24 protein-coding genes are annotated in these 22,809 nt (G+C 62.4%); 12 read left to right on the top strand and 12 right to left on the bottom strand.

The window, feature by feature from the left end:
- Nucleotide 1: 1 nt before the first annotated feature.
- Together ACREBX_RS16935 and ACREBX_RS16930 are read left to right on the top strand one after the other, a co-directional pair.
- Complete coding sequence (locus tag ACREBX_RS16935; protein WP_431562910.1) at nucleotides 2-1,054, top strand: phosphotransferase enzyme family protein; 1,053 nt, start codon at nucleotides 2-4, stop codon at nucleotides 1,052-1,054.
- Entirely contained in the window at nucleotides 1,047-2,228 is a 1,182-nt protein-coding gene (locus ACREBX_RS16930) for an MFS transporter (RefSeq protein WP_431562909.1), read from the top strand. Before ACREBX_RS16935 ends, ACREBX_RS16930 begins: the two co-directional genes overlap by 8 nt.
- 55 nt (nucleotides 2,229-2,283) lie before the next feature.
- On the opposite strand, the gene ACREBX_RS16925 is transcribed toward ACREBX_RS16930, so the two are convergent.
- Nucleotides 2,284-3,048 (bottom strand): SDR family NAD(P)-dependent oxidoreductase, encoded by a 765-nt coding sequence (locus ACREBX_RS16925; protein ID WP_431562908.1) that lies wholly within the window; start codon nucleotides 3,046-3,048, stop codon nucleotides 2,284-2,286.
- A 90-nt stretch (nucleotides 3,049-3,138) separates the two neighbouring features.
- Nucleotides 3,139-4,323 carry an acetyl-CoA C-acyltransferase gene (locus ACREBX_RS16920; protein WP_431562907.1) on the bottom strand — a complete coding sequence of 395 codons (1,185 nt, stop codon included), beginning with the start codon at nucleotides 4,321-4,323 and terminating at the stop codon, nucleotides 3,139-3,141.
- Nucleotides 4,324-4,528: 205 nt separating this feature from the next.
- Between ACREBX_RS16920 and ACREBX_RS16915 the strand changes: the two genes are divergently transcribed.
- Genes ACREBX_RS16915 through ACREBX_RS16895 form a run of 5 tightly spaced genes read left to right on the top strand, consistent with a single transcriptional unit; the run spans nucleotide 4,529 to nucleotide 9,502 of the window.
- On the top strand, nucleotides 4,529-6,202 hold the full coding sequence (locus ACREBX_RS16915; protein WP_431562906.1) for a class I adenylate-forming enzyme family protein: 1,674 nt from the start codon (nucleotides 4,529-4,531) through the stop codon (nucleotides 6,200-6,202).
- The gene (locus tag ACREBX_RS16910) at nucleotides 6,189-7,538 is read left to right on the top strand and encodes a 3-hydroxyacyl-CoA dehydrogenase NAD-binding domain-containing protein (protein WP_431562905.1); all 1,350 of its coding nucleotides are present in this window, start codon (nucleotides 6,189-6,191) and stop codon (nucleotides 7,536-7,538) included. The genes ACREBX_RS16915 and ACREBX_RS16910 overlap by 14 nt, the downstream gene beginning before the upstream one ends.
- Nucleotides 7,535-8,320, top strand: coding sequence for an enoyl-CoA hydratase/isomerase family protein (locus ACREBX_RS16905; RefSeq protein ID WP_431562904.1), 786 nt, complete (start codon nucleotides 7,535-7,537; stop codon nucleotides 8,318-8,320). Before ACREBX_RS16910 ends, ACREBX_RS16905 begins: the two co-directional genes overlap by 4 nt.
- A 1-nt stretch (nucleotide 8,321) precedes the next feature.
- Complete coding sequence (locus ACREBX_RS16900; protein WP_431562903.1) at nucleotides 8,322-9,098, top strand: enoyl-CoA hydratase-related protein; 777 nt, start codon at nucleotides 8,322-8,324, stop codon at nucleotides 9,096-9,098.
- Between the two features lie 14 nt (nucleotides 9,099-9,112).
- Nucleotides 9,113-9,502 carry a hypothetical protein gene (locus ACREBX_RS16895; protein WP_431562902.1) on the top strand — a complete coding sequence of 130 codons (390 nt, stop codon included), beginning with the start codon at nucleotides 9,113-9,115 and terminating at the stop codon, nucleotides 9,500-9,502.
- Nucleotides 9,503-9,652: 150 nt separating this feature from the next.
- Here the strand turns inward: ACREBX_RS16895 and ACREBX_RS16890 are convergent, their stop codons facing one another.
- From ACREBX_RS16890 to ACREBX_RS16875, 4 genes are all read right to left on the bottom strand, one after another.
- Nucleotides 9,653-10,471, bottom strand: a complete 819-nt coding sequence (locus ACREBX_RS16890) for a Phenylacetic acid catabolic protein (RefSeq protein ID WP_431562901.1) — start codon at nucleotides 10,469-10,471, stop codon at nucleotides 9,653-9,655.
- A gap of 70 nt (nucleotides 10,472-10,541) precedes the next feature.
- Nucleotides 10,542-11,720: an epoxide hydrolase family protein gene (locus tag ACREBX_RS16885; RefSeq protein ID WP_431562900.1), complete on the bottom strand. Its 1,179-nt coding sequence runs from the start codon at nucleotides 11,718-11,720 to the stop codon at nucleotides 10,542-10,544.
- Between the two features lie 58 nt (nucleotides 11,721-11,778).
- Nucleotides 11,779-13,626 (bottom strand): AMP-dependent synthetase/ligase, encoded by a 1,848-nt coding sequence (locus ACREBX_RS16880; RefSeq protein WP_431562899.1) that lies wholly within the window; start codon nucleotides 13,624-13,626, stop codon nucleotides 11,779-11,781.
- 57 nt (nucleotides 13,627-13,683) lie between these two features.
- Complete coding sequence (locus tag ACREBX_RS16875) at nucleotides 13,684-14,130, bottom strand: ester cyclase (protein WP_431562898.1); 447 nt, start codon at nucleotides 14,128-14,130, stop codon at nucleotides 13,684-13,686.
- Between the two features lie 57 nt (nucleotides 14,131-14,187).
- On the opposite strand from ACREBX_RS16875, the gene ACREBX_RS16870 reads away from it, so the two are divergent.
- The 5 genes from ACREBX_RS16870 (at nucleotide 14,188) to ACREBX_RS16850 (ending at nucleotide 17,151) form a co-directional block, all read left to right on the top strand.
- Nucleotides 14,188-14,685 carry a MarR family winged helix-turn-helix transcriptional regulator gene (locus ACREBX_RS16870; RefSeq protein ID WP_431562897.1) on the top strand — a complete coding sequence of 166 codons (498 nt, stop codon included), beginning with the start codon at nucleotides 14,188-14,190 and terminating at the stop codon, nucleotides 14,683-14,685.
- 18 nt (nucleotides 14,686-14,703) lie between these two features.
- Nucleotides 14,704-15,540 (top strand): p-hydroxycinnamoyl CoA hydratase/lyase, encoded by an 837-nt coding sequence (locus ACREBX_RS16865; protein WP_431562896.1) that lies wholly within the window; start codon nucleotides 14,704-14,706, stop codon nucleotides 15,538-15,540.
- Between the two features lie 124 nt (nucleotides 15,541-15,664).
- The gene (locus ACREBX_RS16860) at nucleotides 15,665-16,261 is read left to right on the top strand and encodes a TetR/AcrR family transcriptional regulator (protein WP_431562895.1); all 597 of its coding nucleotides are present in this window, start codon (nucleotides 15,665-15,667) and stop codon (nucleotides 16,259-16,261) included.
- Between the two features lie 2 nt (nucleotides 16,262-16,263).
- Nucleotides 16,264-16,719, top strand: coding sequence for a carboxymuconolactone decarboxylase family protein (locus ACREBX_RS16855; protein WP_431562894.1), 456 nt, complete (start codon nucleotides 16,264-16,266; stop codon nucleotides 16,717-16,719).
- A 30-nt stretch (nucleotides 16,720-16,749) separates the two neighbouring features.
- Entirely contained in the window at nucleotides 16,750-17,151 is a 402-nt protein-coding gene (locus ACREBX_RS16850) for a DUF4345 domain-containing protein (protein WP_431562893.1), read from the top strand.
- 44 nt (nucleotides 17,152-17,195) lie between these two features.
- On the opposite strand, the gene ACREBX_RS16845 is transcribed toward ACREBX_RS16850, so the two are convergent.
- The 6 genes from ACREBX_RS16845 to ACREBX_RS16820 form a co-directional block, all read right to left on the bottom strand.
- A complete protein-coding gene (locus ACREBX_RS16845; protein ID WP_431562892.1) occupies nucleotides 17,196-17,573 on the bottom strand; it encodes a DUF6463 family protein in 378 nt (125 codons plus the stop codon).
- A gap of 130 nt (nucleotides 17,574-17,703) precedes the next feature.
- Nucleotides 17,704-18,090: a hypothetical protein gene (locus ACREBX_RS16840; RefSeq protein ID WP_431562891.1), complete on the bottom strand. Its 387-nt coding sequence runs from the start codon at nucleotides 18,088-18,090 to the stop codon at nucleotides 17,704-17,706.
- Nucleotides 18,084-18,596 carry a DUF2867 domain-containing protein gene (locus ACREBX_RS16835; protein WP_431562890.1) on the bottom strand — a complete coding sequence of 171 codons (513 nt, stop codon included), beginning with the start codon at nucleotides 18,594-18,596 and terminating at the stop codon, nucleotides 18,084-18,086. Before ACREBX_RS16835 ends, ACREBX_RS16840 begins: the two co-directional genes overlap by 7 nt.
- A gap of 200 nt (nucleotides 18,597-18,796) precedes the next feature.
- The gene (locus tag ACREBX_RS16830; protein ID WP_431562889.1) at nucleotides 18,797-20,746 is read right to left on the bottom strand and encodes a hypothetical protein; all 1,950 of its coding nucleotides are present in this window, start codon (nucleotides 20,744-20,746) and stop codon (nucleotides 18,797-18,799) included.
- 104 nt (nucleotides 20,747-20,850) lie between these two features.
- Entirely contained in the window at nucleotides 20,851-22,353 is a 1,503-nt protein-coding gene (locus tag ACREBX_RS16825; protein ID WP_431562888.1) for an MBL fold metallo-hydrolase, read from the bottom strand.
- Between the two features lie 79 nt (nucleotides 22,354-22,432).
- A partial coding sequence (locus ACREBX_RS16820; RefSeq protein WP_431562887.1) for a hypothetical protein occupies nucleotides 22,433-22,809 on the bottom strand: 377 nt, incomplete at its 5' end.

Here is a 22,809-nt window from a genome sequence, read left to right as displayed (position 1 = left end):
GATGGACCATCGCTTTGACGATCTGCCGACTGCGGAACGCGAAACCCGGTTTCTCGATTTCGCCCGCGCGGCGCTGTCACTCTGGCCGCGCGAATTCGGCGATCTTTCGCTGGTGAAATATCGCGAGAATGCCGTGTTCTCGGCAACCCGCGACGATGGGGTCCGGGTCGCGCTGCGCGTGCACCGGCCCGGTTATCATTCCGGCTCCGCAGTGCTTTCGGAGCTGATGTGGATGCAAGCACTCGGTGCCGCCGGTATTGCAGTTCCCGAGGTGGTGCCGATGCGCGCGGGCGCGCTCTGCGAAGCGTTTTGCGATACCGCGCTGCCTGAGCCGCGCCTTGTCGACATGCTGACCTGGCTTGAAGGAACGCCGGTGAGCGCACTGGCGGAAAAGGTTTCGGACCCGCAAGAGTTCGGGCAATTCTGTTTCGATGCCGGCGTGCTGGCCGCGCGGCTCCACGATCATGCGGCGCTCTGGACGCGCCCGGATGGCTTCGAACGCTTGCGCTGGGACGCCGACGGACTCGTGGGCGAGGAGCCGCTATGGGGGCGCTTCTGGGAATTGCCCGCGCTCGACGATGATCAGGCGGCGCTGCTCGCGCGAACACGGATCAAGGCGCATGCCGAACTGCGGGCGATGGGCGAGCAGGACGCGCGGTTCGGGCTGATCCATGCCGACCTGATCCCCGACAATCTGCTTCACCACGAAAGGATGCTGCGTCCGATCGATTTCGACGATTCAGGCTTTGGCTGGCATCTCTTCGACATCGCAACGATCCTGTTCGCTTATCTCGACGAGCCGTTCTACGAGTCGGTCGAGGACGCCCTGTTCGCGGGCTATCGATCGGTCCGCGCGCTGGACGATAGCGAGCGAGCGCGGCTGCCGCTGTTCATGTTGCTGCGCAGCCTGACCTATCTCGGCTGGATCCAGACGCGCGCCGACACGGCGATCGCCCAAGATCTCGCGCCGCTGCTGATTGATCGGGCCTGCCGACTAGCCACGCGCTACACGCAGGATAAGCCCGCCGCCGCAACGAAGGCCGACGGTGGTTGAGCCGACACCCAAAGCGCCGCAGCTGCTCCCGCTCATCGCGGGCATGTTCGTTGCGATCATGCCGATCATGACGTCGCCGTTTATCGTCGGAAGCGCCATGGATGCCATCGGCATCACGATGGCCAAGGCCGGATGGCTCGGCGCCAGCGCCCTGGTCCCGATCGCCCTGACCTCGATGGCCAGCGCGCCGTTCTTGCCGCGCCTTCCAATACGGGCGTTCGCGGTTTTCTGTGCTGCGATGCTCGGTTTCAGCTATCTCGGCCTGGCGGCCGTCGACGCCTATTGGCAGTATGTCTGCCTCAGCATATTCGGCGGCGTCGGCGCCGGCGGACTGCTCGCGGTCATCGCAATGAAAGTCGCGCAAACCCCGGACCCCGAACGTGTCTATGGCTATATCTATACCGTCACGTCGATAGGTTTTGCGGCGCTGATGTTCGGTTTGCTCCCCATGCGCGAGTTCGCTGGCGTCGGTGCGATGTTCCTGGTGCTGGCCGGTCTCGCCGCGGCGCCCATTCCCCTGCTCGCGCGGCTGGCGACCAGCGCCCCCGCAGCGGCGGCGCAGTCGCACGAAGCCGCTTCGGCCGAACGCTGGCCAGTGATTCTCCTTTTCGCCGTTATGACCCTCGCAGCACCGCTCAACGGCGGCGTCTATGCCTTTTGCGAACGAAAGGCCGCAGAGTTATCGCTGAGCGCGCAGGCGACAGGCACCATATTGTCACTCACCATGATATGCTCGATTATCGGTTCGGTGCTGGTGTCATGGATTGCGACGCGTCCGGGCCGGACAATTCCGACGGTAGTGGTTCTGATGATCGCGGGCATTTCCTACATGCTCATCCTCGCGGCGCAGTCTGTCGAAACCTATGTCGTCGGCATGATATTGTACGGCCTGATCCAGATGGCGATGAACGCCTATATGTTCGGCCTCGCCTCTGCGCTCGACCGACAGGGCCGGGTCGCGGGCGCCCTGCAGGGCTATTCGCTCATCCCCTACGCCTTGGGCGCAGGGCTGTTTGGCAGTCTGGCAAGGGGCGAACCGCTTGCGATGCTTGCCTGGCCGAGCCTGATCGCGAATCTGGCGGCGATCGCAATGCTGCTCCCGTTACTGCTGATGCTCGATCGTACAGGTCGGCGTCAAAATAGCCGACGCGATACCGCACCCCTTGCCAGCTGATCCTGGCATTTCGACTGGTCGACGTTGAGGTGCCCAGTCGCTGCTGCGGCCTGTGTCAGATGGTCTGCCCGCCATCAACGACGATCGTCTGGCCGGTCAGGAATGTGGATGCGCCCGACGCCAAAAACACCGCGGTGCCCGCAATCTCTTGCGCCTCGCCAATGCGCTTGAGCGCCGCGCCCGCGGTTGCGTTCTTCAACGTCTTGGGGTCGTCCCAAAGTGCTTTGGCGAAATCGGTCTTGATGAGACCCGGCGCGATGCAGTTGACGCGGATGTTATGGCGACCGAGTTCGCAAGCAAGATTCCGCGCAAGTTGCATGTCGGCCGCCTTCGAGATGCAATAGGCACCGAGCACCGTCGATCCGCGGATGCCTCCGATCGACGAGATGATGATGATCGACCCGTCCTTGCGGGCAATCATCTCGGGCATCGCCATGGCGATCAGCCAGTGATTGGCGACGATGTTGTTGGCGAGCACCTTGCGAAATTGCTCGTCGGTAATCCCCGCCATCGGTCCGAAATAGGGATTGGACGCTGCATTGCATACCAGCACGTCGATCCGTCCAAAGGACTCACGACTTTTATCGATCAAATTCTGCAGCGCCTTCTTCGCCGAGATATTGGCGGCAACCCCGATGGCGGTCCCCTCGCCATGTCTGGCGTTGAGCTCGGCAGCGACCGCGTCACATGCATCCTGCTTGCGGCTCGAGATCACGATCCTGGCGCCGTGCGCCGCCATCTCCTCGGCGATCGCCTTACCAATTCCGCGTGTTGATCCGGTAATTACCGCGACTTTTCCGCTCATGTCGAACAGGGACATGCTCATACCTTTCCTGTTGGAAGACCAGGCAAGTCGGCTGTGGCGCGCCGATGGCTTCCTGGTCATTTGTGGTTCACGGACTCCGCCCGGTCAGAATATTTCAAACAGCCCGGCAGCGCCCTGCCCGCCGCCGACGCACATGCTGACGACGCCGTATCTCGCGCCGCGCCGTTTACCTTCGATCAAGACGTGCCCGGCCATTCGCGCGCCCGACATGCCGTAAGGGTGCCCCACCGCGATTGCCCCTCCATCGACATTGAGCAGGTCATTGGGGATCCCGAGCCGGTCCCGGCAATAAAGGAGTTGCGAGGCGAAGGCTTCATTGATCTCCCAGAGACCAATATCGTCGATCTTGAGGCCGAAACGTTTGAGCAGCTTCGGGATCGCGAAGACCGGCCCGATCCCCATTTCGTCGGGCTCGCATCCGGCGACCGCCATGCCCCGCCACATTCCGATCGGCTCCAACCCTTGCTGCTGCGCGCGCTTGCCCTCCATCATCACGAGCGCCGAGGCGCCGTCGGAGAACTGGCAGGCGTTGCCCGCAGTCACCGATGCGTGCGGCCCGAGAACGGGTGCGAGCGCGGCAAGAGCCTCGATCGTCGTCGAGGGCCGGTTGCATTCGTCTTTCGCAAGGGTCACGCTCTCCGCCGAAACCAGTTCACCGTCGGCGTCATAATTGCCTTTTTGCGCGGTCACCGGGACGATTTCGGCATCGAACCGACCTGCCTCCTGCCCGGCCGCTACCCGCGACTGGCTTTGCAGCGCATACGCATCCTGCGCCTCTCTCGAGATGTTGTAACGATCTGCAACCACCTGCGCGGTGTCGAGCATGCTCATGTAGAGTGCCGGGTTGCGCGCCACGACCGTCGGGTCGCAAAAGCGGTGCATATTGTTGTGCTTGTTCTGGACGAGGCTGATCGATTCCGCACCCGCTCCCACGACAAGATCCATCTCGTCGTGCAGAATCTGCTTGGCCGCCGTGGAGATCGCCATCAACCCCGACGAGCAAGCGCGATCGATGCTCATGCCGCAGGTCGTGATCGGCAGGCCCGCCGCCATCGCCGAAGCTCTGCCGAGCGTGCTCGCCTGTGGTCCCTGAAGGATGGCGGCGCCGATGACGACATCCTCGACCTTTTCCGGCTCCACCCGGGCGCGGCGGACGGCTTCGGCAATCGCCAGCCCCGCCAGCGTCGGCGTTTCGGTATTGTTGAATGCGCCCTTGAACGATTTGGCCATCGGAGTTCGCGCCGTCGCCAGAATAACCGCTTCTCTCACCATTGCCTCCATTCTATATAATACATTTTCACACTATGAAATAATCATATGTAGTATATTGTCAAGCGATTCGAGTTTCCGAATGCCCCTGACTTTTCCCGCGGGCAGGGAGGAAACAGCGTGGCTAGCGCCCAAGAGACTCAAAATACATTCTTGATAAGTATCAAACAAAAAATGTATAACATCATAAAGCGAGACTGATACGATGACGGATTCCGCCGATGAGAAAGCGACGTGGGAGCGCCACTATCCTCCGGGGCTGAAACGCACCACGCCGTCTGCCCGTCCTCTATGGACACTGCTCGAGGACGCGGCGCGCGATCATGCCGATTGTACCCATCTCAGCTTTCGCGGACGATCCTGGACGTTCGCCGAAAGCGCGCGGATCGTCAGCCGGATCGCGGGTGGCCTGCATGCCCTTGGCGTGGAAGCGGGCGATCGCGTCGGCCTCAACATGACCAACCTGCCCACCTATCCGTTGCTCTGCTTCGCCTTGTGGCGGCTGGGGGCCGTGGGTGTCGGCCTTAACCCGGCCTATTCGATCAGGCAACTTGCCAACAACGCCGGCGATGCGGGGGTGAGTTTGATCGTCGCATCTGACGATCCCGAGCAGCAACCCAGGGCCAGCACGCTTGCCGCGCAAACGGGGGCGAAGCTGATCCTGTGCCGTGACGATGCGAGCGATCTGATCGAGCGCGATCCGGCGGCCGCGCCTCCATCCGCCGATACGCTGGCCGGACTGATCGCCGCAGCCCCGCGCGCGGGCCGACCGCTAGATTCTGCGAGCCTCGCCATGATCCAATATACCGGCGGCACCAGCGGCGCGCCCAAGGGGGCAATGATCACTCATGGCAGCATCTGGCATGCCACGCACCAGATGCGGAACTGGCAGCACCGCCTGCGCGATGGCCGGGAGGCCTGGTATGCCGCCGCCCCGATGACGCACATTGCCGGCCTTATCCATTTCGTCGCGCTGCCCGTGCTCGCGGCGGGAGAGGTGGTCCTGACCGAGCGTTTCTCGGTGGATGAGCTGATCGCGCTCGTCGGCGCGCGCCGTATCACGATGCTGACCGCAGTGCCCACGATGGTGAGCGCGATCGCAGCGCATCCCGACGTTGCGTCGGTGGATTGGCGCGGGGTCAGTCATGTCATGGGCGGCGGCGCATCGCTCGCGCCGGAGCTTGCCCGCACCTTTCATGCGCTGACCGGGCTGCACGTCCAGATGGGCTATGCGATGACCGAAACCAGCTGCGGCGGCGCCGCAATGCCCGCCGAGGGGATCGAGGGGCACGAGAGCGGGACGGGTGTTCCCGTGCCCGGCATGCAGATCGAAATCCGCAGGGTCGGGGCGCCGGGCGAAACGGTAGCGCACGACGAAGTAGGCGAAATATGCCTGGGCGGCCCGGCCATGTTCACGGGCTATTGGGGTCGCGAACTCGACCCCAATGAAACGACGCCCGACGGCCTTTTCCGTAGCGGCGACCTTGGCCGCATCACGCCGGACGGGGTGCTCTATGTGATCGATCGCATCAAGGATGTGATCATCTGTAGCGGATACAAGGTCTATCCCGGTGTCGTCGAACATGCCGTGCTCGAACATTCCGCGGTGCTTGAAGCGGTGGCGGTCGGCATGCCCGATGCCTATCGCGGCGAAACGGTCATCGTCGTCGCGGCGCTGCGCGCGGGAACCGCGCTGACGCTGGTCGAGCTTCAGGATTTTCTCCGCGAGCGCCTCTCGGCGATGGAAACGCCCAAGCGGCTCGTCCTTCTTCCCATGCTGCCCAAGACCGAGAACGGCAAACTATCGCGCCATCTCGTTCGTGCGGCGCTGGCCGAACTTTCCAAAACAACAGGACAGGAACCGAATGATGCAGGCTGACACGTCAATCAGGGGAAAAAACGCCGCCGATTATCTGGCGGAGGCCGAGCAGCTGGCGACGCGGACGACCACCGCTCTCCTCGCTCGTCCGGTCGCGAAAGTGGGAGTGATCGGCGCCGGCACAATGGGGCGCGGCATCGCACTCGCATGCCTTTATGCGGGGCTGGACACAGTATTGATCGATCAATCCCGCGAGGCACTCGACGATTGCTCACGGCGCATCGCCGCAGATCTGTTGGTCCAGGGCGAACGCGGCCGCTGGCCTGCCGAGCAAAGCGCCGAGCGTTTGTCCCGGCTCACCGCGACACAGGATTACGCCGCGCTTGCCGATTCCGATCTCGTCATCGAAAGCGTGTTCGAAACGATGGCGATCAAGCAGGCGGTGTTCCGTCAGCTCGACGCCGCCTGCCGCGCGGATTGCGTGCTAGCGAGCAACACCTCGACGCTCGATCTCGACGCAATCGCCTCCGCGACGGCCCGACCGCAGTCGGTTGTCGGGCTGCATTTCTTCAGTCCGGCGAACGTCATGCGCCTGCTGGAGATCATCCGCGGCGGCCAGACAGCGCCCGATGTTCTCGCGACCGCGCGCGCCTTTGCCGTGCAGCTCGGCAAGGTGGGTGTGGTGGTCGGCAATTGTTTTGGCTTTGCGGGCAACCGGATGATCGAGGGTCTGGTGCGCGAGGTCAACATGATGCTGCTCGAAGGTGCCGTCCCCGCGCAGATCGATGGCGTCCTGAAGGATTTCGGCTACGCGATGGGGCCTTTCGCGGTGGCCGATGTCGTCGGGCTCGACGTTCCCTATCGCTCGCGTCAGGAGGTCTCGCAGGCGCTACCCGGCGATGCCGCTTATTGCCGCATGGCCGACCTGCTCGTCGAACAGGGTCGCCATGGGCAGAAGACGGGCATGGGCTATTATGTCTATCCCGACGGCCCGCGCCACCCGCGCCCCGATCCCGAGATCGCGCGCATGGCGGCGGAGGAAGCTCGCCGGCTAGGCATCGCGCAGCGCGAGATCGGCACCGACGAGATCGTCGAACGCTGCGTGCTCACCGTCGTGAACGAAGGCGCTGCAGTGCTTGAAGAGGGGATCGCTGATCGCGCCTCCGACCTCGATGTCATCTATACTTCGGGCTATGGTTTTCCTGCCGGACGCGGCGGCCCGATGGCCTATGCCGACACGCTCGGCCTGGCCGCTGTCCTCGAACGGGTGCGCGGCTATCATGCCCGCTACGGTGATTATTGGCGCCCGTCCGACCTGCTCGCCGAGCTGGTGAAGAATGGCGAGAGCTTCGCCGATCATGACGCGCGCTGCGGCACCGAGGAGTTCGCGCCATGAGCGAGGAGTTCGGCTTCGAGACGCAGCTTCACGGCACGGTGCTCATGGTCGTGCTGGCGCGGCCCGAGAAGATGAATGCCCTCCGCATCAGCGATGTCGACGCGCTGCGCGGTCTGTTCGAGCGCAGCGCGACCGACCCCGCAGTCCACTGCCTGCTCGTGACCGGGCAAGGCCGGGCCTTTTGCGCGGGCCGCGACGCCGCCGATGCGATCGGCGGCGAGGATGCGGGGGCGCTGCTCCGCGACAGCATCAACCCGATGGTACAGGCGCTTTTCGATCTGCCCAAACCCACGATCGCTGCAGTTAACGGCCATGCGATGGGTGTCGGCCTGGGCCTTGCGCTCGCCTGCGATATTGTACTCGCCGGCGATGCGGCGCGCTTTTCATCGCCTTTCGCCCGGCTCGGAAGCGCGCTCGACACGGGCGGGCACCATTTTCTGCCGCGCCGCATGTCGATCGGCCGCGTCTTCGAAATGGTCTATACGGGCGATGCGATCGGCGGCGCCGAAGCAGCGCGCGCCGGACTGGTCGATCGGGTTGTTCCCGATGCGCAGCTCATGGCCGACGCGGCAGCGCTTGCGGAGCGCATCGCTGCCGGCCCACAGATTGCGTTCCAAGGGCAGAAAGCGCTGCTGCGCTCGCTGGGCGCGGCCGGACTCGACACCGTTCTTGCCGCCGAAGCCGACCTCCAGGGCCGGCTCGCCCTGACCCCAGATTATGCCGAGGGCATCGCCGCATTTCGCGCGCGCCGCGCCCCCGTTTTCACCAGCGTGGGAGAATGATGTGTCCGATAGTCTTGTTCTGATCGAGCGGATCGGGCGCGTTGGCGTTGCCACGCTGAACCGCCCTGAGGCCAAGAACGCCTTCAACCAGCCGCTCGCCACCGCGCTTGGTGCGGCGCTCGGTGCGTTCGAGGCCGACACCGAAATCGGCGCGATCGTGCTGACCGGCGGCGATACCATTTTTTCCGCCGGCGCCGACATCAAGGAGATGACGCGCAACACCTTTGCCGATGCCTATCTCGCCGATTTCTCGGCGCGCAATTCGGACATCGTACCCAATTGCCGCAAACCCGTGATTGCGGCGGTCGCGGGCTATGCGCTCGGCGGCGGCTGCGAAGTCGCGCTGGCGTGCGATATGATCATCGCCGACGAAACCGCGCGCTTCGGCCAGCCCGAGGTGAAGGTCGGGATCCTGCCCGGTGGCGGGGGAACGCAGCGCCTGACACGATTGATCGGCAAAGGCCGAACGATGGAACTGTGCCTGACCGGCGACATGATCGATGCACAGGAAGCCGCGCAGATCGGCCTCGTCACCCGGCTGGTGCCCGCCGGACAGGCGCGTAGCGTGGCGATCGAGACCGCCGGGAAGATTGCCGGTCATTCCCTGCCCGCAGTGATGATGATCAAGGAGTGCATCAACCGCGCGCACGAGCTGACGCTGGCCGAGGGCGTGAAGTTCGAGCGCCGGATGCTGCACACCACCTTTGCGCTTGAAGATCAGACCGAGGCAATGCGCGCTTTTGCGGAGCGCCGTGCGCCCGTCTTCAACCACCGCTAACAGAGGAGAACGACATGTCTATCGCAGCGAACGAACTGGGTCGCCGGGAGAATCTCCGGCGCTTTGGCTATCGTCTGTCCACCGAGGCTCAACGGGACAGCGGCGCCGGGCTTTGGGACCTATTGCACTCGGACTTCCACTTTCCGAGCGGTCGCGCACCCGAACTCGACGCGCTGAGCGGGCCCGTCCGCACCGCGGCCGAACACTATGCGGCACATCTGAGCGAACTGGACGATCTGATGGACGCCTGCGACGCAATCCACGCGCGGATCCTCGCCGACGGGCCGGAAGCGGATCTGGTGGAGGTCTATGTAGAGGCACGAGATGCCTATGAAGACGCCGTCGAACGGTTCGGTGAGCTGCGCCGCGCTGTGCAGGAGCGGCTCGACAACGCGGTCAACTGAACCGTAGCGTTATGCCACCGCAGCGCGAGCTGCCCTCACCTTCGTCGCTTTGACAGAAACGAATGAAGCGCAGGCATTGGGATAATGCCTGCGCTTCATGTCCATGCTGGCCGCGCCCCGCGCGCCAGCCCACTCGGTCTATTCAAAGCCCTATTGAACAACGGCAGGCTGTTCGAGTTCCTCGTCGTCCATCGCATACCCCATACGCTGGTCGTAATCGGGCTCGATCCCCTCGACAAAATCCAGTCCGGCCTCGTCGAGCCGCTTCTTGACCAGCTCCAGATACTCCGCCTGCGCGTCTTCGGGCTTGAGCACCTTCAAACCCATGTCGGCATAGAGATCGAAATTCTGCGACTGGACACTGCCCGGCGCCGAAGGTCGGCCATAGGTGCCGAGTCCCATCGCCAGGAATTTCGCTACACGGCGCTGCAGCCGCTCGCGTCCTGCCTCGCCGTCGAATTCGATGATCCGCTTTGCCGCCCACAGGCCGAAGCCCATATGCCCCACCTCTTCGCGCGCGATACGCTCTGACACTTTGGCCCAGGGCAAATAGGAACATTTGGTATATTGGTTCAGAAAGATGACCGCGCCGGGCGTTACGACGCAGGACATCATCGCCACGTCTTCCCAGCATTTGAATTGCTGCTGCCAATAGGGTCGACGAAAGCCGTTGATAATATTTACTTTTTTTGGATCAGGGTTTTCGGGATTGTCTCTGAGCTCCGCCATCCGCGCCTTTACATCGACGCCCAAGGGCTCGAGGATCGTCCACAGATAGAAGGCGTGACCATATTCCTCCATCGTCTTCTTGGAGAGCCGGTACGCCTCTTCCGGCCGCGGCGCGAATTGCAGGTTCTCCCCTACGCGCTGCGCGCCAGCATATTCCGAATCCGCCTGAAAGGTGAGGAGATGCAGCAGCGCCGTCCTGTATTCGTCCGGCATCGTGTCGCCTTGATCATAAATGCGCATGTTTCTTCCTCCTTAGCACGACTTTTATATGATACATTTTTCTGTGTAATACAACAATCAATGTATTATATTATCGACAGGCGGAGATGAAGCGGAAAAGACTTGCCGCGACGGGCTCGGGCATCAGCCATGCGGCAAAATGTCCCCCCGCGGGATGCTCGTCCCACTGGACGACATTGTAGGCGCGTTCAGCCCAGCACCGCGGCGCGATCGGGAAGAAGCCTCCCCCGTGCATCGAAAAGCCCGTCGGTATTTCGATCCGCTCGCCTTTTGCGAGGCCGAAATTGCCAAGGTTGCGGTCCGCCCAATAGATCCAGTTCGCGGTGGGCAAGTTGCCGAGCGTCCAATAGAGGGTCGCCGCGGTTAAAAGCTGATCGCGATCGATCGCGGGATCCTCGTCCACCTCCTGCCCCGACCAGCCATGGTATTTCTCGATCAGCCAGGCGGCGAGTGCGGCGGGCGAGTCCGACAGGGCCACCGCCAGCGTCGTCGGCTTGGTCGCTTGCAGCTCGCGGTAACCGCCATCGGCGTCGAGTCGTTTTTTGGTGGCCGTGAGCCAGCCGATCTCGGCCTCGCCGAGCGGCGCCGCCTCTCGATCGATAGCTGGCCTTAGTCCCAGCATGCTCAAGTGCAGCCCGCGCACACAATCCGGATGGTCGAAAGCAAGCCAGGACCCCGTCACCGATCCCCAATCGCCGCCGTGCATGAAGAAACGGGGTACTTCCAGAATATCAACCATCAGCGTGCGCCAAAGCCCCGCCATCGCGCGGTGCGTCATCGGCGCGGCGGGCGCCTCGGACAGCCCGAAACCAGGAAGCTCGGCAGCAACGACGTGCACCGCATCAGTCGCCCGACCGCCATAGCGTTCCGGCATGCTCAGCCTGCCGATCAGCTCGTGATACTCGATCAGACTCGACGGCCAGCCCGGCGTCAGCAGCACGACCGGTGCGTCGGCGCGCGCGGCGTGCTGGACGATCAGATGCACCGCGATTTCGCGGCCGCCGACATCCAGCCGCGCGCGGTAATGCGGCCACTGATTCAGCCGCGCCTCGGCTGCGCGCCAGTCGAACCCGTCCTGCCAATAAGCGATCAGCGATTTGAGCCAGGTGCCGTCGACCCCATAGCGCCATCCCGCATCCACCGGCTCGGTGGGGGGGCGATAACGCGCCAGCCGCGCTTGCATTTCGTCAAGCGAGCTCTGCGGGGTGTGAATATCGAACCGTTCGAGACGGTCGAGCCGAATGGTCATGCCTGCACTTTCTCCTGACTGACGGGCCGCACGCGCCCCGCTACGAACCCGCAACGTTTCACGCGGCTGGCGCGTACATCTCGTCGACCAACGCCGCATGGTTGCGAAGGATGATTGATCGCCTGATCTTGAGCGTTGCGGTCACTTCTTCGTCGCCCGGCACGAATGCGCGCCGGAGTATCCGAAAATCGCGGACATTTTCGATGCGCGACAGCTGCAGGTTCGCGATGCGAACATCCTCCGCTACCAGCGCGTGCGCCGCCGGCGACGTGGCATCACCGTCTTGGCCGCGTTCCGCCAAGGTGCGCGCCATCGCATCCGGATCGGGCAGGATCAGTGCCGTCAGATAGTGGCGCCCGTCCCCCGCCACCACCGCTTCGGCGATGTGGGGCGTGGCGCACAGCGCCGCCTCTATCGCCGAAGGTGCGATATTTTTCCCGCTCGACGTGATGATGATGTCCTTGATCCGGTCGATCAGTATCAACCGGCCCTCGGTATCGATCCGGCCGACGTCGCCGGTGTACAGCCAGCCATCGCGAAGGGCATCAGCGGTTTTGTCGGGAAGGTTGAGATAGCCCGCAAAAACATGCGGACCGCGCACCAGAATTTCGCCGGCCTGCGACAGCCGGACGGTGCCATGCGGCAGCGGGGTTCCCACCAGCCCGGGACTTCGCCGGGAATCGCGGCTCAGCGTCACCGTGCCGCACTCGGTCATGCCATATATATCATCGACGGGAACGCCGATCGCGCGCATCCACCCGTGCACGTCGATGGGGATCCTGGCGCCGCCGCATAGCAGCCGACGCGCCCGATCGAGACCAAGCGCTGCACGCAACGCCGACAACGGTCCCGCCTGAAGCGCCGCGAGCTCCTCCTGCATAGCCGCGTCGACCTTTTCGCCGGCCATTGCGGCGCCGGCGATGACCATCGCCCGGTCACGCGCACCGCGAAGCGCCGTCCGCTCCGGTTCGGGGGCGCTTTCTATCCAGGCATCGCCCGCGGCCCTGATCTTCTCATAGACACGCGGCACGCCCAGCATCAGCTGCGGCCTGATCTCTGGCAGTGCAGGACCGAGCGCGGCCGGGCCATCGACGAAGGAAGAGACGACGCCGTTCGCCAGCGCCACATAGCCCATGCTGCGCTCGGCAATATGGCAGAGCGGCAGGAATGCAGGGCGACGCCAGCCGCTTTCGATCGCAAGCGCGGGTCCGATCGCAGTCACCTGACTGACGATGTTGCCATGCGTGATGATCGCGCCCTTGGGGCGGCCAGTGGTGCCCGAAGTATAGACAATCATCGCGGTCGAATCGGATGCCAACCGGCCGTCACTCACGACGCCCATCGCGGGATCGCGCGCCAACGCCGCGCGTCCCGATGCGCACCAGGCGGCAAGCGACACGAATAGCGGATCCTCTCGCGGCACCGCACCCTCGTCGAAGATGACGATGCGTGCGATGCCGGGGCAGCGATCGCGAATCTCGCGGAGCTTGGCCACTTGTTCGGCGGTATCGACAAAGACGATCCGCGCCCCGCAATCGTTGACGAGCCAGGCCAGTTTTGCGGCGGGCTCGGTGGGATACAGCCCCGCCGATGCCATGCCCACACACTGCAGGCCGAGGTCGGCTGCCAGCCAGTCGGGGCGTGTTTGCGCCAGAATGCAGCCGACATCGCCTGGCTTGAACCCTTGTGCCAACGCCGCCGCCCCGATGTCCGCAATCGCGCGCGTCAGCCGCTGCCAGGTCCAGTCCCGCCAGACGCCGCGCACCTTTTCCCTAAGTACGACCCGCTCGGTATCCGCCGCCGCAAGCCCGGCAATCATGTCGCGAACCTGACGCCATGCACGATCGTCAGCTGCCTGCGACGATGCGGCACATTCGGCCTGCCTGTCAGGACGGTGGGGTTCCATCGGCATCATGCATGGACTATAAAATACATATTTCTATCTTTCAAGACTCCATATGTATTATATAATTCGTTCGCCGACCGGATCAAAGGCAGGCTGGCCGATCTGGCGGAGCAAGCCGTTCAGATCATAGGTGAAGTGTTCGCTGGCGAGCAGCCCGTCGCGAAAGGTGACAACCACGGTGAAGGGGAAGCGGACAGACCTGCCGGTCGGCGCGATACCAAGGAACGGGCCGGTATGAGTCCCCGCGAAAACCGCTTCGCCGATCACCAGATCGTCGGCGGCCCAATGCAGACGCCCTTCATCGGTGACGATCCCGAACGCCCCCCACCACAGTTCATAATGGCGCTGCGCCGCCTCGCGCCCGTCGAGCGTCAGCCCGACCGGGCGATCCTCGAAATGGCAGTCGGCGTGCAGCGTCGCCAGTGTCTCGGCCATGTCGTGTCGATGTTCCGCAGCGGTGTGGCGGAACAGGCAGGCGCGGTTGATCTCGCGGGTCGTCATCATGGCATTTCCCTTTTTTGCCGCTGGACAAGCACTGCCCGGCATAATATCAGAACTCGAATGACATATACGAACTCTAACAATATGGGCAAGCCGGATTCCGCCGCCCCCCGCCCGGGCGAAGGCAAGCGGGGCACCGCCGGCCGGATCGGCTATCTGTTGATGCAGGCGGCGAGTGTATTTCGCCTCGCCATGGCGCGCGCACTTTCCGATCTCGACGTGACGCCACCGCAGTTTTCGGTGCTGACGATCATCGATGGCTATCCCGGCATTTCGAGCGCCGATATCGCACGCTTGTCGCTGCTCACGCCGCAAACGCTGAGCGTGATTGTCAGCAACTTGCTGCGCGCGGGTACGATCGCGCGTTCCCCGCATCCGGTGCACGGCCGCATCCAACGGCTCGCGCTAACGGCGGAGGGCGCCACGCTGCTCGCGACGTGCCGCCTCCGCGTCCACGCGCTTGAACATGATCTGGAAGCTGCGCTCTCGTCCGATCAGTCGGCGCTGCTGCGCGGCTGGCTGGTCGATGTCGCCCGCACCCAGACCCGCGACAAGTAGAAATCAAGGATCTTCATCATGACGACCACAGGCAATGGCGATGATTGCGTCGCCTTTAACATAGAAGACGGGATCGCATGGGTCCGTTTCAACCGGCCCGACAAGCGCAACAGCATGAGCCCCAAGCTCAATCGTCGCATGGACGCAGTGCTCGATGCACTCGAATTTCACGACGATGTCGGCCTGCTCGTACTTTCGGGCGAAGGCAGCGCCTGGTCCGCAGGGATGGATCTGAAGGAGTATTTCCGCGAAACCGAAGCCGGGGGTCTTGGCGCCGTCCGTCAGGCGCAGCGCGAAGCCTATGGCTGGTGGCGGCGGCTACGCTGGTTTCAGAAACCGACGATCGCATGTGTCAACGGCTGGTGCTTTGGGGGCGGCTATGGCCCGCTCTATGCCTGCGATCTCGCGATAGCTGCCGAAGAGGCAATGTTTGGCCTGTCCGAGATCAACTGGGGTATTTTGCCCGGCGGCGGCGCCACCAAGGTGGTAAGCGACCTGATCCCCATGCGCGATGCGATGTATCACGCGCTTACCGGCGAGCCGGTGGACGGGCGCAAGGCGGCCGAATGGCGATTGGTGAACGAGGCCGTCCCGCGCGACCGGCTCGAGGCGCGCGTGCGCGAGATCGCGGCGGTGCTGCTGGCAAAGAACCCCATTGCGCTCAAGGCGACCAAAGACGCGATCCGCCGCGTCCGCGAGATGACCTATGATAATGCCGAAGACTATCTCGTCCGCGCGCAGGAAGCCGCCAATTTCCATGACGCACAGGGGCGGCACGAGGGATTGCGTCAGTTCATCGACGAAAAGAGCTATAAGCCCGGCCTCGCCGCTTATGACCGGGCGCGGTCGATCTGATCCGCCTGTGCTTCTTGCCGCCCAACTGCCCATAGCCATTCTACGCCAGCCATGGTCGACGAGGCTTGCCTTCAAACATTCACGTCCATATACGGTGCCGTATATTTGGCGCCGGAGATCGACATTGACGGATCGCAGTGAAGGGCCATCGCGGCACATTTGGGTTATCGCAGCGTTGAACGCGCTGTCTGAAGGCGGGATCGACGCGGTCAAGATCGAGCGGTTGGCGACGCAGATCGGTGTGAGCAAGGCGCCGTTCTACTGGCGATTCAAAGATCGTTCCGACTTGTTGAGCGCCGTTCTCGACTATTGGAAGGATGACCTGACGAACAGCCTGATCGCCAAGGTGAACGCGATCCCCGAGCCCTGCGAGCGCCTTGAGGCGCTCATGGCGCTTTCACTCGAAGAACATGCGGATGGCTTGCGAATTTCTGGCGTCGAGGGCGCTATCCGTGCGTGGGCCGCGCAGGATCGGGACGTTGGAGACTTTGTTGCAGGAGTGGACACCGTTCGGGTGAACTATGTTGCAAAGGAGCTTCAGGCACTCGGCGGCAGCAAGGAAACCGCCGAAACTCTCGCGAAGGGCATCTATCTCGCATTGATCGGTCTCTACACCGCGCGGCGCTATACCCCCTCCCTCGCGAGCAATGCCGCCTATGCCTCGATTGTGCGTGCAGCGCTGAACAGCCTGAGCAGCGAAACCGGCCAGAGGGACCTTTGACGATGCAACGTCTCGATGCCTTTCAGGAGTCTCCGGACATCATGCAATCGTTGCTCGCTATTGAGAAAAAGCTGTCGGGCAGCGGGATGGATCGAAACTTGGTCGAACTGGTGAGGCTCCGGTCATCTCAGCTGAACGGATGCACCTATTGCGTCGATATGCATGCTCGCGAAGCAAGCCAGCATGGCGAGATGATGCAGCGCATCAATCTCGTTTCCGTCTGGCGCGAGTCGTCCCTTTTCTCCGATCTCGAGCGCGCCGTTCTGGCCTGGACGGAATCCTTGACGCGCAACCCGGGCCAGCAAGGCACCGATGACGCCTTTGATGAACTTGCAACACATCTGTCGCCCGGTGAGATCGTCAATCTGACCCTCATCATAGGCATGATCAACTTGTGGAACAGGCTCGGTGTTGCCTGCCGCTGGCAGCACCCGGTCGACCGGGCCGAGATGGCATAACGGTCCCGATCTTGTCGTGAGGACGATGGAATGACGCACGCTACGAAACGTTCAACACGCCTGCTTTTTGCCCTTCTGTACAGCCTTGGTGCCAGTTGTGCCGTTATCGCGCTGTTTCAGATCGCCCTCGGACTTTCGGCGATCCCTGGTGCGGGCCACGCGAGCGCAACCGTAGACAGCGAGCATCGCTTTTACGCCATCTTCTTCCTCGGCTTCGGCATCGCTCTGATCTGGTGCGCGCGCAGCCTCGCCGCCCGGCTTACGCAGGCTCGATTTCTCCTGGCGCTATTTTTCGCCGGCGGCTTGGCGCGGCTGGTCTCGATTGTGCAAGTGGGGCCGCCCAGTGACTTTTTCCTTGTCTTGACCGGCATTGAACTGACCCTGCCGGTGTTGATGATAGCGTTGATGGGTTCTGCATATCGCACCGACTAGGATCGCCTTCGACACCTGAATGCCATGAGGGCAATTCCGTTAAGTCAGGAGGGCCTTGCCCGACGGACACCGACCAACAGCAATATGTTCGCGAGGAGGAGGATCGGCCATGGTGTGAGCAACAGGATCACAGCATCGACCAGGGTCCAGATCCCCAGTGTCCAAGCGACGAACGAGGGCGGGACGATACCGCGGCGGTCCATCCACAATATCATCAGGCCGATCACCACGAGCGGTATGCCGAAGCTGTCGAGACTGAACCACAAGGCGCTGTTGGCCGGGCTCATATTGGCAAGATCGTCTTCCCATAGCTCCCCGCTGAACCACGCCCCAGCGTGGCGTGCGGCACCCTCCAATAGGAGAGCGCCCAGCGTGTGGGCCGCTCCGTATAAGATGATGAGCCAACCAGCCCATTTGATCATCCGAGGTCTCCATCATCGGGGCAAGCATAGCCTGACCGCGGATGCGCGCGGACTGTGACGGCGGTTGGGTCATGGCTTTGTTGCGCCATGAACGGGTTTGCCTGAAAAACGCTGCGTATCGGGAAGGCCGTCATGCAAATGCGCAGGCAGTCGCCACCTGCAACAATATGGCCACCGCCAGAAACAGGAGCCATCCTTTGTGCCGTCCGCGCGTCGTAACCAGCATCGCTATCGCGGTCACGCAGAACGTTGCCGCAAAGACCGTCAAGGTCAGCGCCCATTGCCTTGAAGCCGGAGCGACCGCCATGACGGCGATAGCTATTCCAATGCCGCACCAGGCGATCGACGTTGCGTGCCACGCCAACCGCAAAATCGTGCGGGCATAATGACCCTCTCCAAACACTCCCGCCGCAGGCAATGCTGCGAGCAACGGGCGAACAATCATCACTTCGCCCAGCCACGAATGAACGATGCAAGCCGAGAAGAGCAAGATTGCCGCAACAAGAAGTATCAGCATATTTCGTCTACCCCGGTCTCCGACGGGCGACAAACCTGCATCATCATCCAAGGCACGATCCGGCGGTGGAATGGCGCGACGACCTTCAGATATATACGGCCAAATGCGTTGTTCACTCTGACTGCGGAAACGACCGAGACAAGTTGATTGCCGTCGTCATGCGTGCCGACATCCACTGACACACGAAAATCGAGATGCTTGTCGTCCATACCGAGTACCACCCGGTGATCGGAAATCGAGATCACGGGAAGGTCGCCAATTCGCAGGCGACTGGTTTCGCCGCGCAGACCGGCTTTGAGGCCAAGCGGGCCGACGATCATATTTCGCAAGGCCAGCAGAAGTTCGACAAAGCGCGGTACGCGCGTGAAAATGCGCATTGTGGCTTCCGCGGCGTTCAGGTTTGAGCCGGCAACTTTCATATCATATCGATCGGCAAAGGTAGCGCGCGCGAGAATTTGGTGGGCGTCATCGGGCGGCATGGCGACCGGCTTTGTCAGCATTCTCATGTCTTGTTTTCCTGGGGCCGAACAGGCGGCCTGCCTTGGATACGGACCCGCCCTCCCTCACGCGCTGGCCTTGGACCCGTCGATTGCGCGATATAAGGGATAGCAGGATACGGCACCGTATAGTGCTATCCGGCCCACTTGAAAAGGCCAATACGGCACCGTGCAGCAACATGTAGCGAGCCGGGGAAGAGCCACAAAACTCAAAAATCCGCCGAGAGCTGGAGGCTCATGCGGCGCGAGCTGCGCAAGGAGAAGCCGTTACTTCCCGAAACTTGCAATATCCGTTCATCGGTGATGTCCTGAAGGCTCAGCCTGGCCGCCACTGGCACGTCGCCCATCTGCCAACGATACCGGACGCCGACATCAAGGGTCGCCGCCGCCGGAACGCGCAGCTGCCCGCCGTCGAGTTCGGCATAGCCTTCGGTGCTCGCAATGACGCGTCCGGTATAGGCGGCCGTCATCTGCAGCGACAGCCCGTCTATCTGCGCCACGTCATAGTCGAGATCGAGCCGGGCATTGATCGCGGTCGAACCAAGCGGTCGCCGACCAGTTCGTCCCAGCGTCGTTGGCGAACCGACAACCTGAGGATCATAATAGATCAGTCCGCCAACGACACGCAGGCCATTCAATGGCTGGGCAACGACGGATAGTTCGACGCCGCGGTTACGTCGTTCACCCAGCCTTGTGTAAAAATTGGCGGAATTGGTCGCAAAATATGGCCGTGTGGTTTCAAAAACGCCTGCGACAAGCCGTGTGTCGCCAAATGACAGGCGTATCCCTGCATCCCACTGGCGGGTCTGGGATGCCGGGGGCGTGTCGTCGCGGTTCGAGGCGAACTGGGGCGGCGCGGCTGTTTCCTCAAGACCCTTCACATGCCCGCCATAGACGGTCAGCCAGCTTGTCGGCTGGAGCGCGACAGCGATATTGTAGAGCAGCGCATCCGCGTCCGTGCGCGCCGAAATCCCGTTGCGCGAAACAGTCTGCCGGTAGCTCGACTTCTGGACGCTGGCGTTGACCTCGGCCAAACGGCGCCATCGTCCGATATAGGCAATGCCCGGGGACCATTGGGTCACCGAATTGGATGTTGTCGGCTGAAACGTGAAGTTTGGCTGACGCGCTGGATTGGCCACGCCAATCCGGGCCGGACCAAGGAGTGCGGAGCCACCGCCGCCCTGCTCCAGCTTCTTGTCCCGGACACGTAACGACATGGTGAATTGGTGTGCCAACGCATCGCTTTTCGGCGACCAGATAATCTGCGCTTCGCCGGACGTCCATCGGGCCGGCAACGGCGGCTCCGCGATCATGATATTTTGTGCGCTCCCATCCGGCGCGACATCAAGGAACAGATCGACATAAGAGCGGCGCCGGGTGGAGCGGGTTTCGAATGCGCCGCCGCTCAATCGCCAGTCCGGCGCGATGTCGATATGTCCGATGAGGCCATAATGATGGGTGCGCTGGAGCCGGTCGGCCCAGCCCTGGCCTTTGAACCGTCCCGGTTTGAAATCGGGCGGCAGGAACGGACCCAACGTTACCATGAGTGCGCCGGTGTCGCCGCGGTTTTCCGCGAATGTCCAAAACGCTGTCAGGGCGCCGCCGCCAAATCGCAACCCCGGTATTACGGCCGCCGTAAACTCCTGGGTCGCGCGCCCATCTGCATAGTCGTTGTGGGTATAGCCGGCGCCCACCGCCACTGCCAGCTTGTGCGGCAAAACCGGAATTTGTGCATCCACCTCGACATAACCGCCCTTATAATAGGGACGGCCGACCACCACGCTGGCGACAAACTCGTCGCCGGCGGGACGAAGTCGGTAGTCGATGATGCCCGACGGTGCAGCGAAAGGATAGACAAGCGCCGGCAGCCCCACCCTCACGCTCGATCCCGAAACAAGGCGCCGGGTCAACGCCGCATTCACGGTGTCGATATAGAGTCCCTCAAGGCGGCGATTGCCAGCCGTGATCGGGCTGAACCCCCTGACGTTGTCGGTTGAATAAACGCCGATCTGCTCGTCCCCGACCGTGACACCAAAGGCATCGGACGCCGATGCGACGGCGTTTTCGTTCGCACGCTGGGCCCAAACCGTCGGCGAATGAAAGGCGAGAGCAAGCGCCGGGCCGACAATGCCGAACCCTGATTTTCGATCGTTTCGCATGAAAGACCTTGTCCTGATAACCTGCAATCATCCGGGGAGGTTTGGCCGCGCGACGCGAGCGCGTCGCGTGGGACTGGTTGCCAAAAGCTCGAAAATTGCCGACTTCAGCCTGGCGGATGGCGAAAGCTCATCCGCTCGCGAAACTCCTTGATCGTTGCGGTCCTGCCATGACCGGCTGCGATCGTTTCAATCTGGAGGCCAAGCTTGTCGATGGCCTCGGCAAAGGCGGCGAACGAGGATGGCGCCGGGCCCGTCGGCCCCTCATTGCTCGGTATCTGGAACAGGTCGCTTTGATACACGATCTTCTCGCGCGGGAGATACGCGATCAGTATTTCTTGCGCATGAGGGTTTGGACCGACATCGATGAGCTCCAGCGTCCGCTTGCCATCCGACAACACGAGCTTCCTGTTTCGGACCATTTCGAGCCGCAGAGGCCGCGGCTCGGCGTCCAGTCGGTCGCCATGGCGCGCTTTTGCAAATGCTTCGATAAATCCGCGATTGCCTGGCGTCGTTATGACCGTGGCTCCCGAGGCGATAAAGCTGCGCAGTCCGCTCATATGATCGTCATGATGGTGGGTGAGCGCCACGAAGCGGATCGGCTTGCCGGGAACAAGGGATTCGACCTTTTTGATCAGTCGCTCGCCGCCTTCGCTCGAATGGGGCGCGTCAACCACGACGACATAATTTTCGAACTCGACTGCCAACGCATTGTGCTGCGGATCCGAGACGCTGTGCAGAACATGGATACCCTTGCCGAGTTCTTCGATTCTCTCGGGATTTGGCTGCGAGGGCCCTACTGGCAAATAGCCCGTCGCATCGAAAGCAAATGATTGGTCCGTCGACGAAGGGTCGATCGCGACCGAGAGATCGGTGAGCAACGTTTCATGCCCGGCTTCCCTGAGCCTTACGGTGCGCGGATATCTGCCCAAACCCTTGCCGACATAATCCTCGAAAAGGGTCTCGGCCGCTTCGGTTCCGGTCAAGATGTCAGAATATAATGTGTCGAATTTCGAGATGAGCCCGCTCGCGCGATCGACAAACAGCGCGACCTGAACGCCATCGGGCATGGGAAAGGAAATCACATCGTGCGCGCGGCCAGCCAACGTCGCGCTGTCCAGCGAACGGAGCTCTAGCGGATTGGCGAGCGCGTGACGTATCAGGAGGTGCGGGGATCTGCGCGAATGGGCCGCCAGTTCGCGCTCGAACGAGGGCGGCGCTGGAAAAGGTCTGACGCTGCGGGCGTGCAGGTTATAGATGCGGGGTTCGCCGCTGCCGATGATCGTCAGGTTGCGGCGAAGGACGCCGCCCTGATCGTCCGTATAGTGGAACGCCAGCCTCCTGTTCCGAAGGTCGAGCAACAGATCGGTTTCATGCAACGCGCCTTTGAACGGCGGCGCCGCGCTCGGAGATTGAAATCGAGCGAAGGAATGCCCCTTGGCCGCAACCCTGATCGCGCCCATCGCCAGCAGCGCGTCAGTCCCGCCGAAAGCATCAGCGGCACGCTTCAGTGTCATTTGTGCCTGACTCTGCGAATGTTCGGTCGGCGTTTCGACATTTGCGTTCAATTCCTGTGCACACAGCGGCGCCGGGAAGAGCATGATCAGCATCAGATTCTGTATAAGCCGTCTCATCGAGTTGCCTTTCAAATTTGGGCGTTGCGCTGGCGTCGAAGCCGCGGGAAGCAGGTCATTCGCGAATATGAACCACCCGCACGCTCGATCGCCGGGGGATCATGCCTTCAGCGGGATTGGGTTCTTCATTGAGATAAAGCCGCGATGCCCAGGGGTGACAGGCGATGCCAAAGGGGAAGGACAGCCTGGCGCTGTCGCCGACACCGTCGACCATGCCGCGTTCGCCGTTTCCCAGAATGCGGGTGGCCGTACCCGTCGCGGAGATCCGGTAAACAGCATGCGAACGAAAAGCCGCCACATAGAGCTGGTCGCCCTTGAAGCAGAGGTGCGAGAGACCTTTGTCCGACACCGAGGCGAACAGCGAGACGCCGCCGCCCGGATCCACTTTGGTTATCCTGTTGTCATGATAGTTTGCGACATAGAGATTGCCGT

Source organism: Sphingopyxis sp., from assembly GCF_050725655.1.
Taxonomy (GTDB): domain Bacteria; phylum Pseudomonadota; class Alphaproteobacteria; order Sphingomonadales; family Sphingomonadaceae; genus Sphingopyxis.
This window is presented reverse-complemented; position numbering and strand designations above follow the sequence as displayed.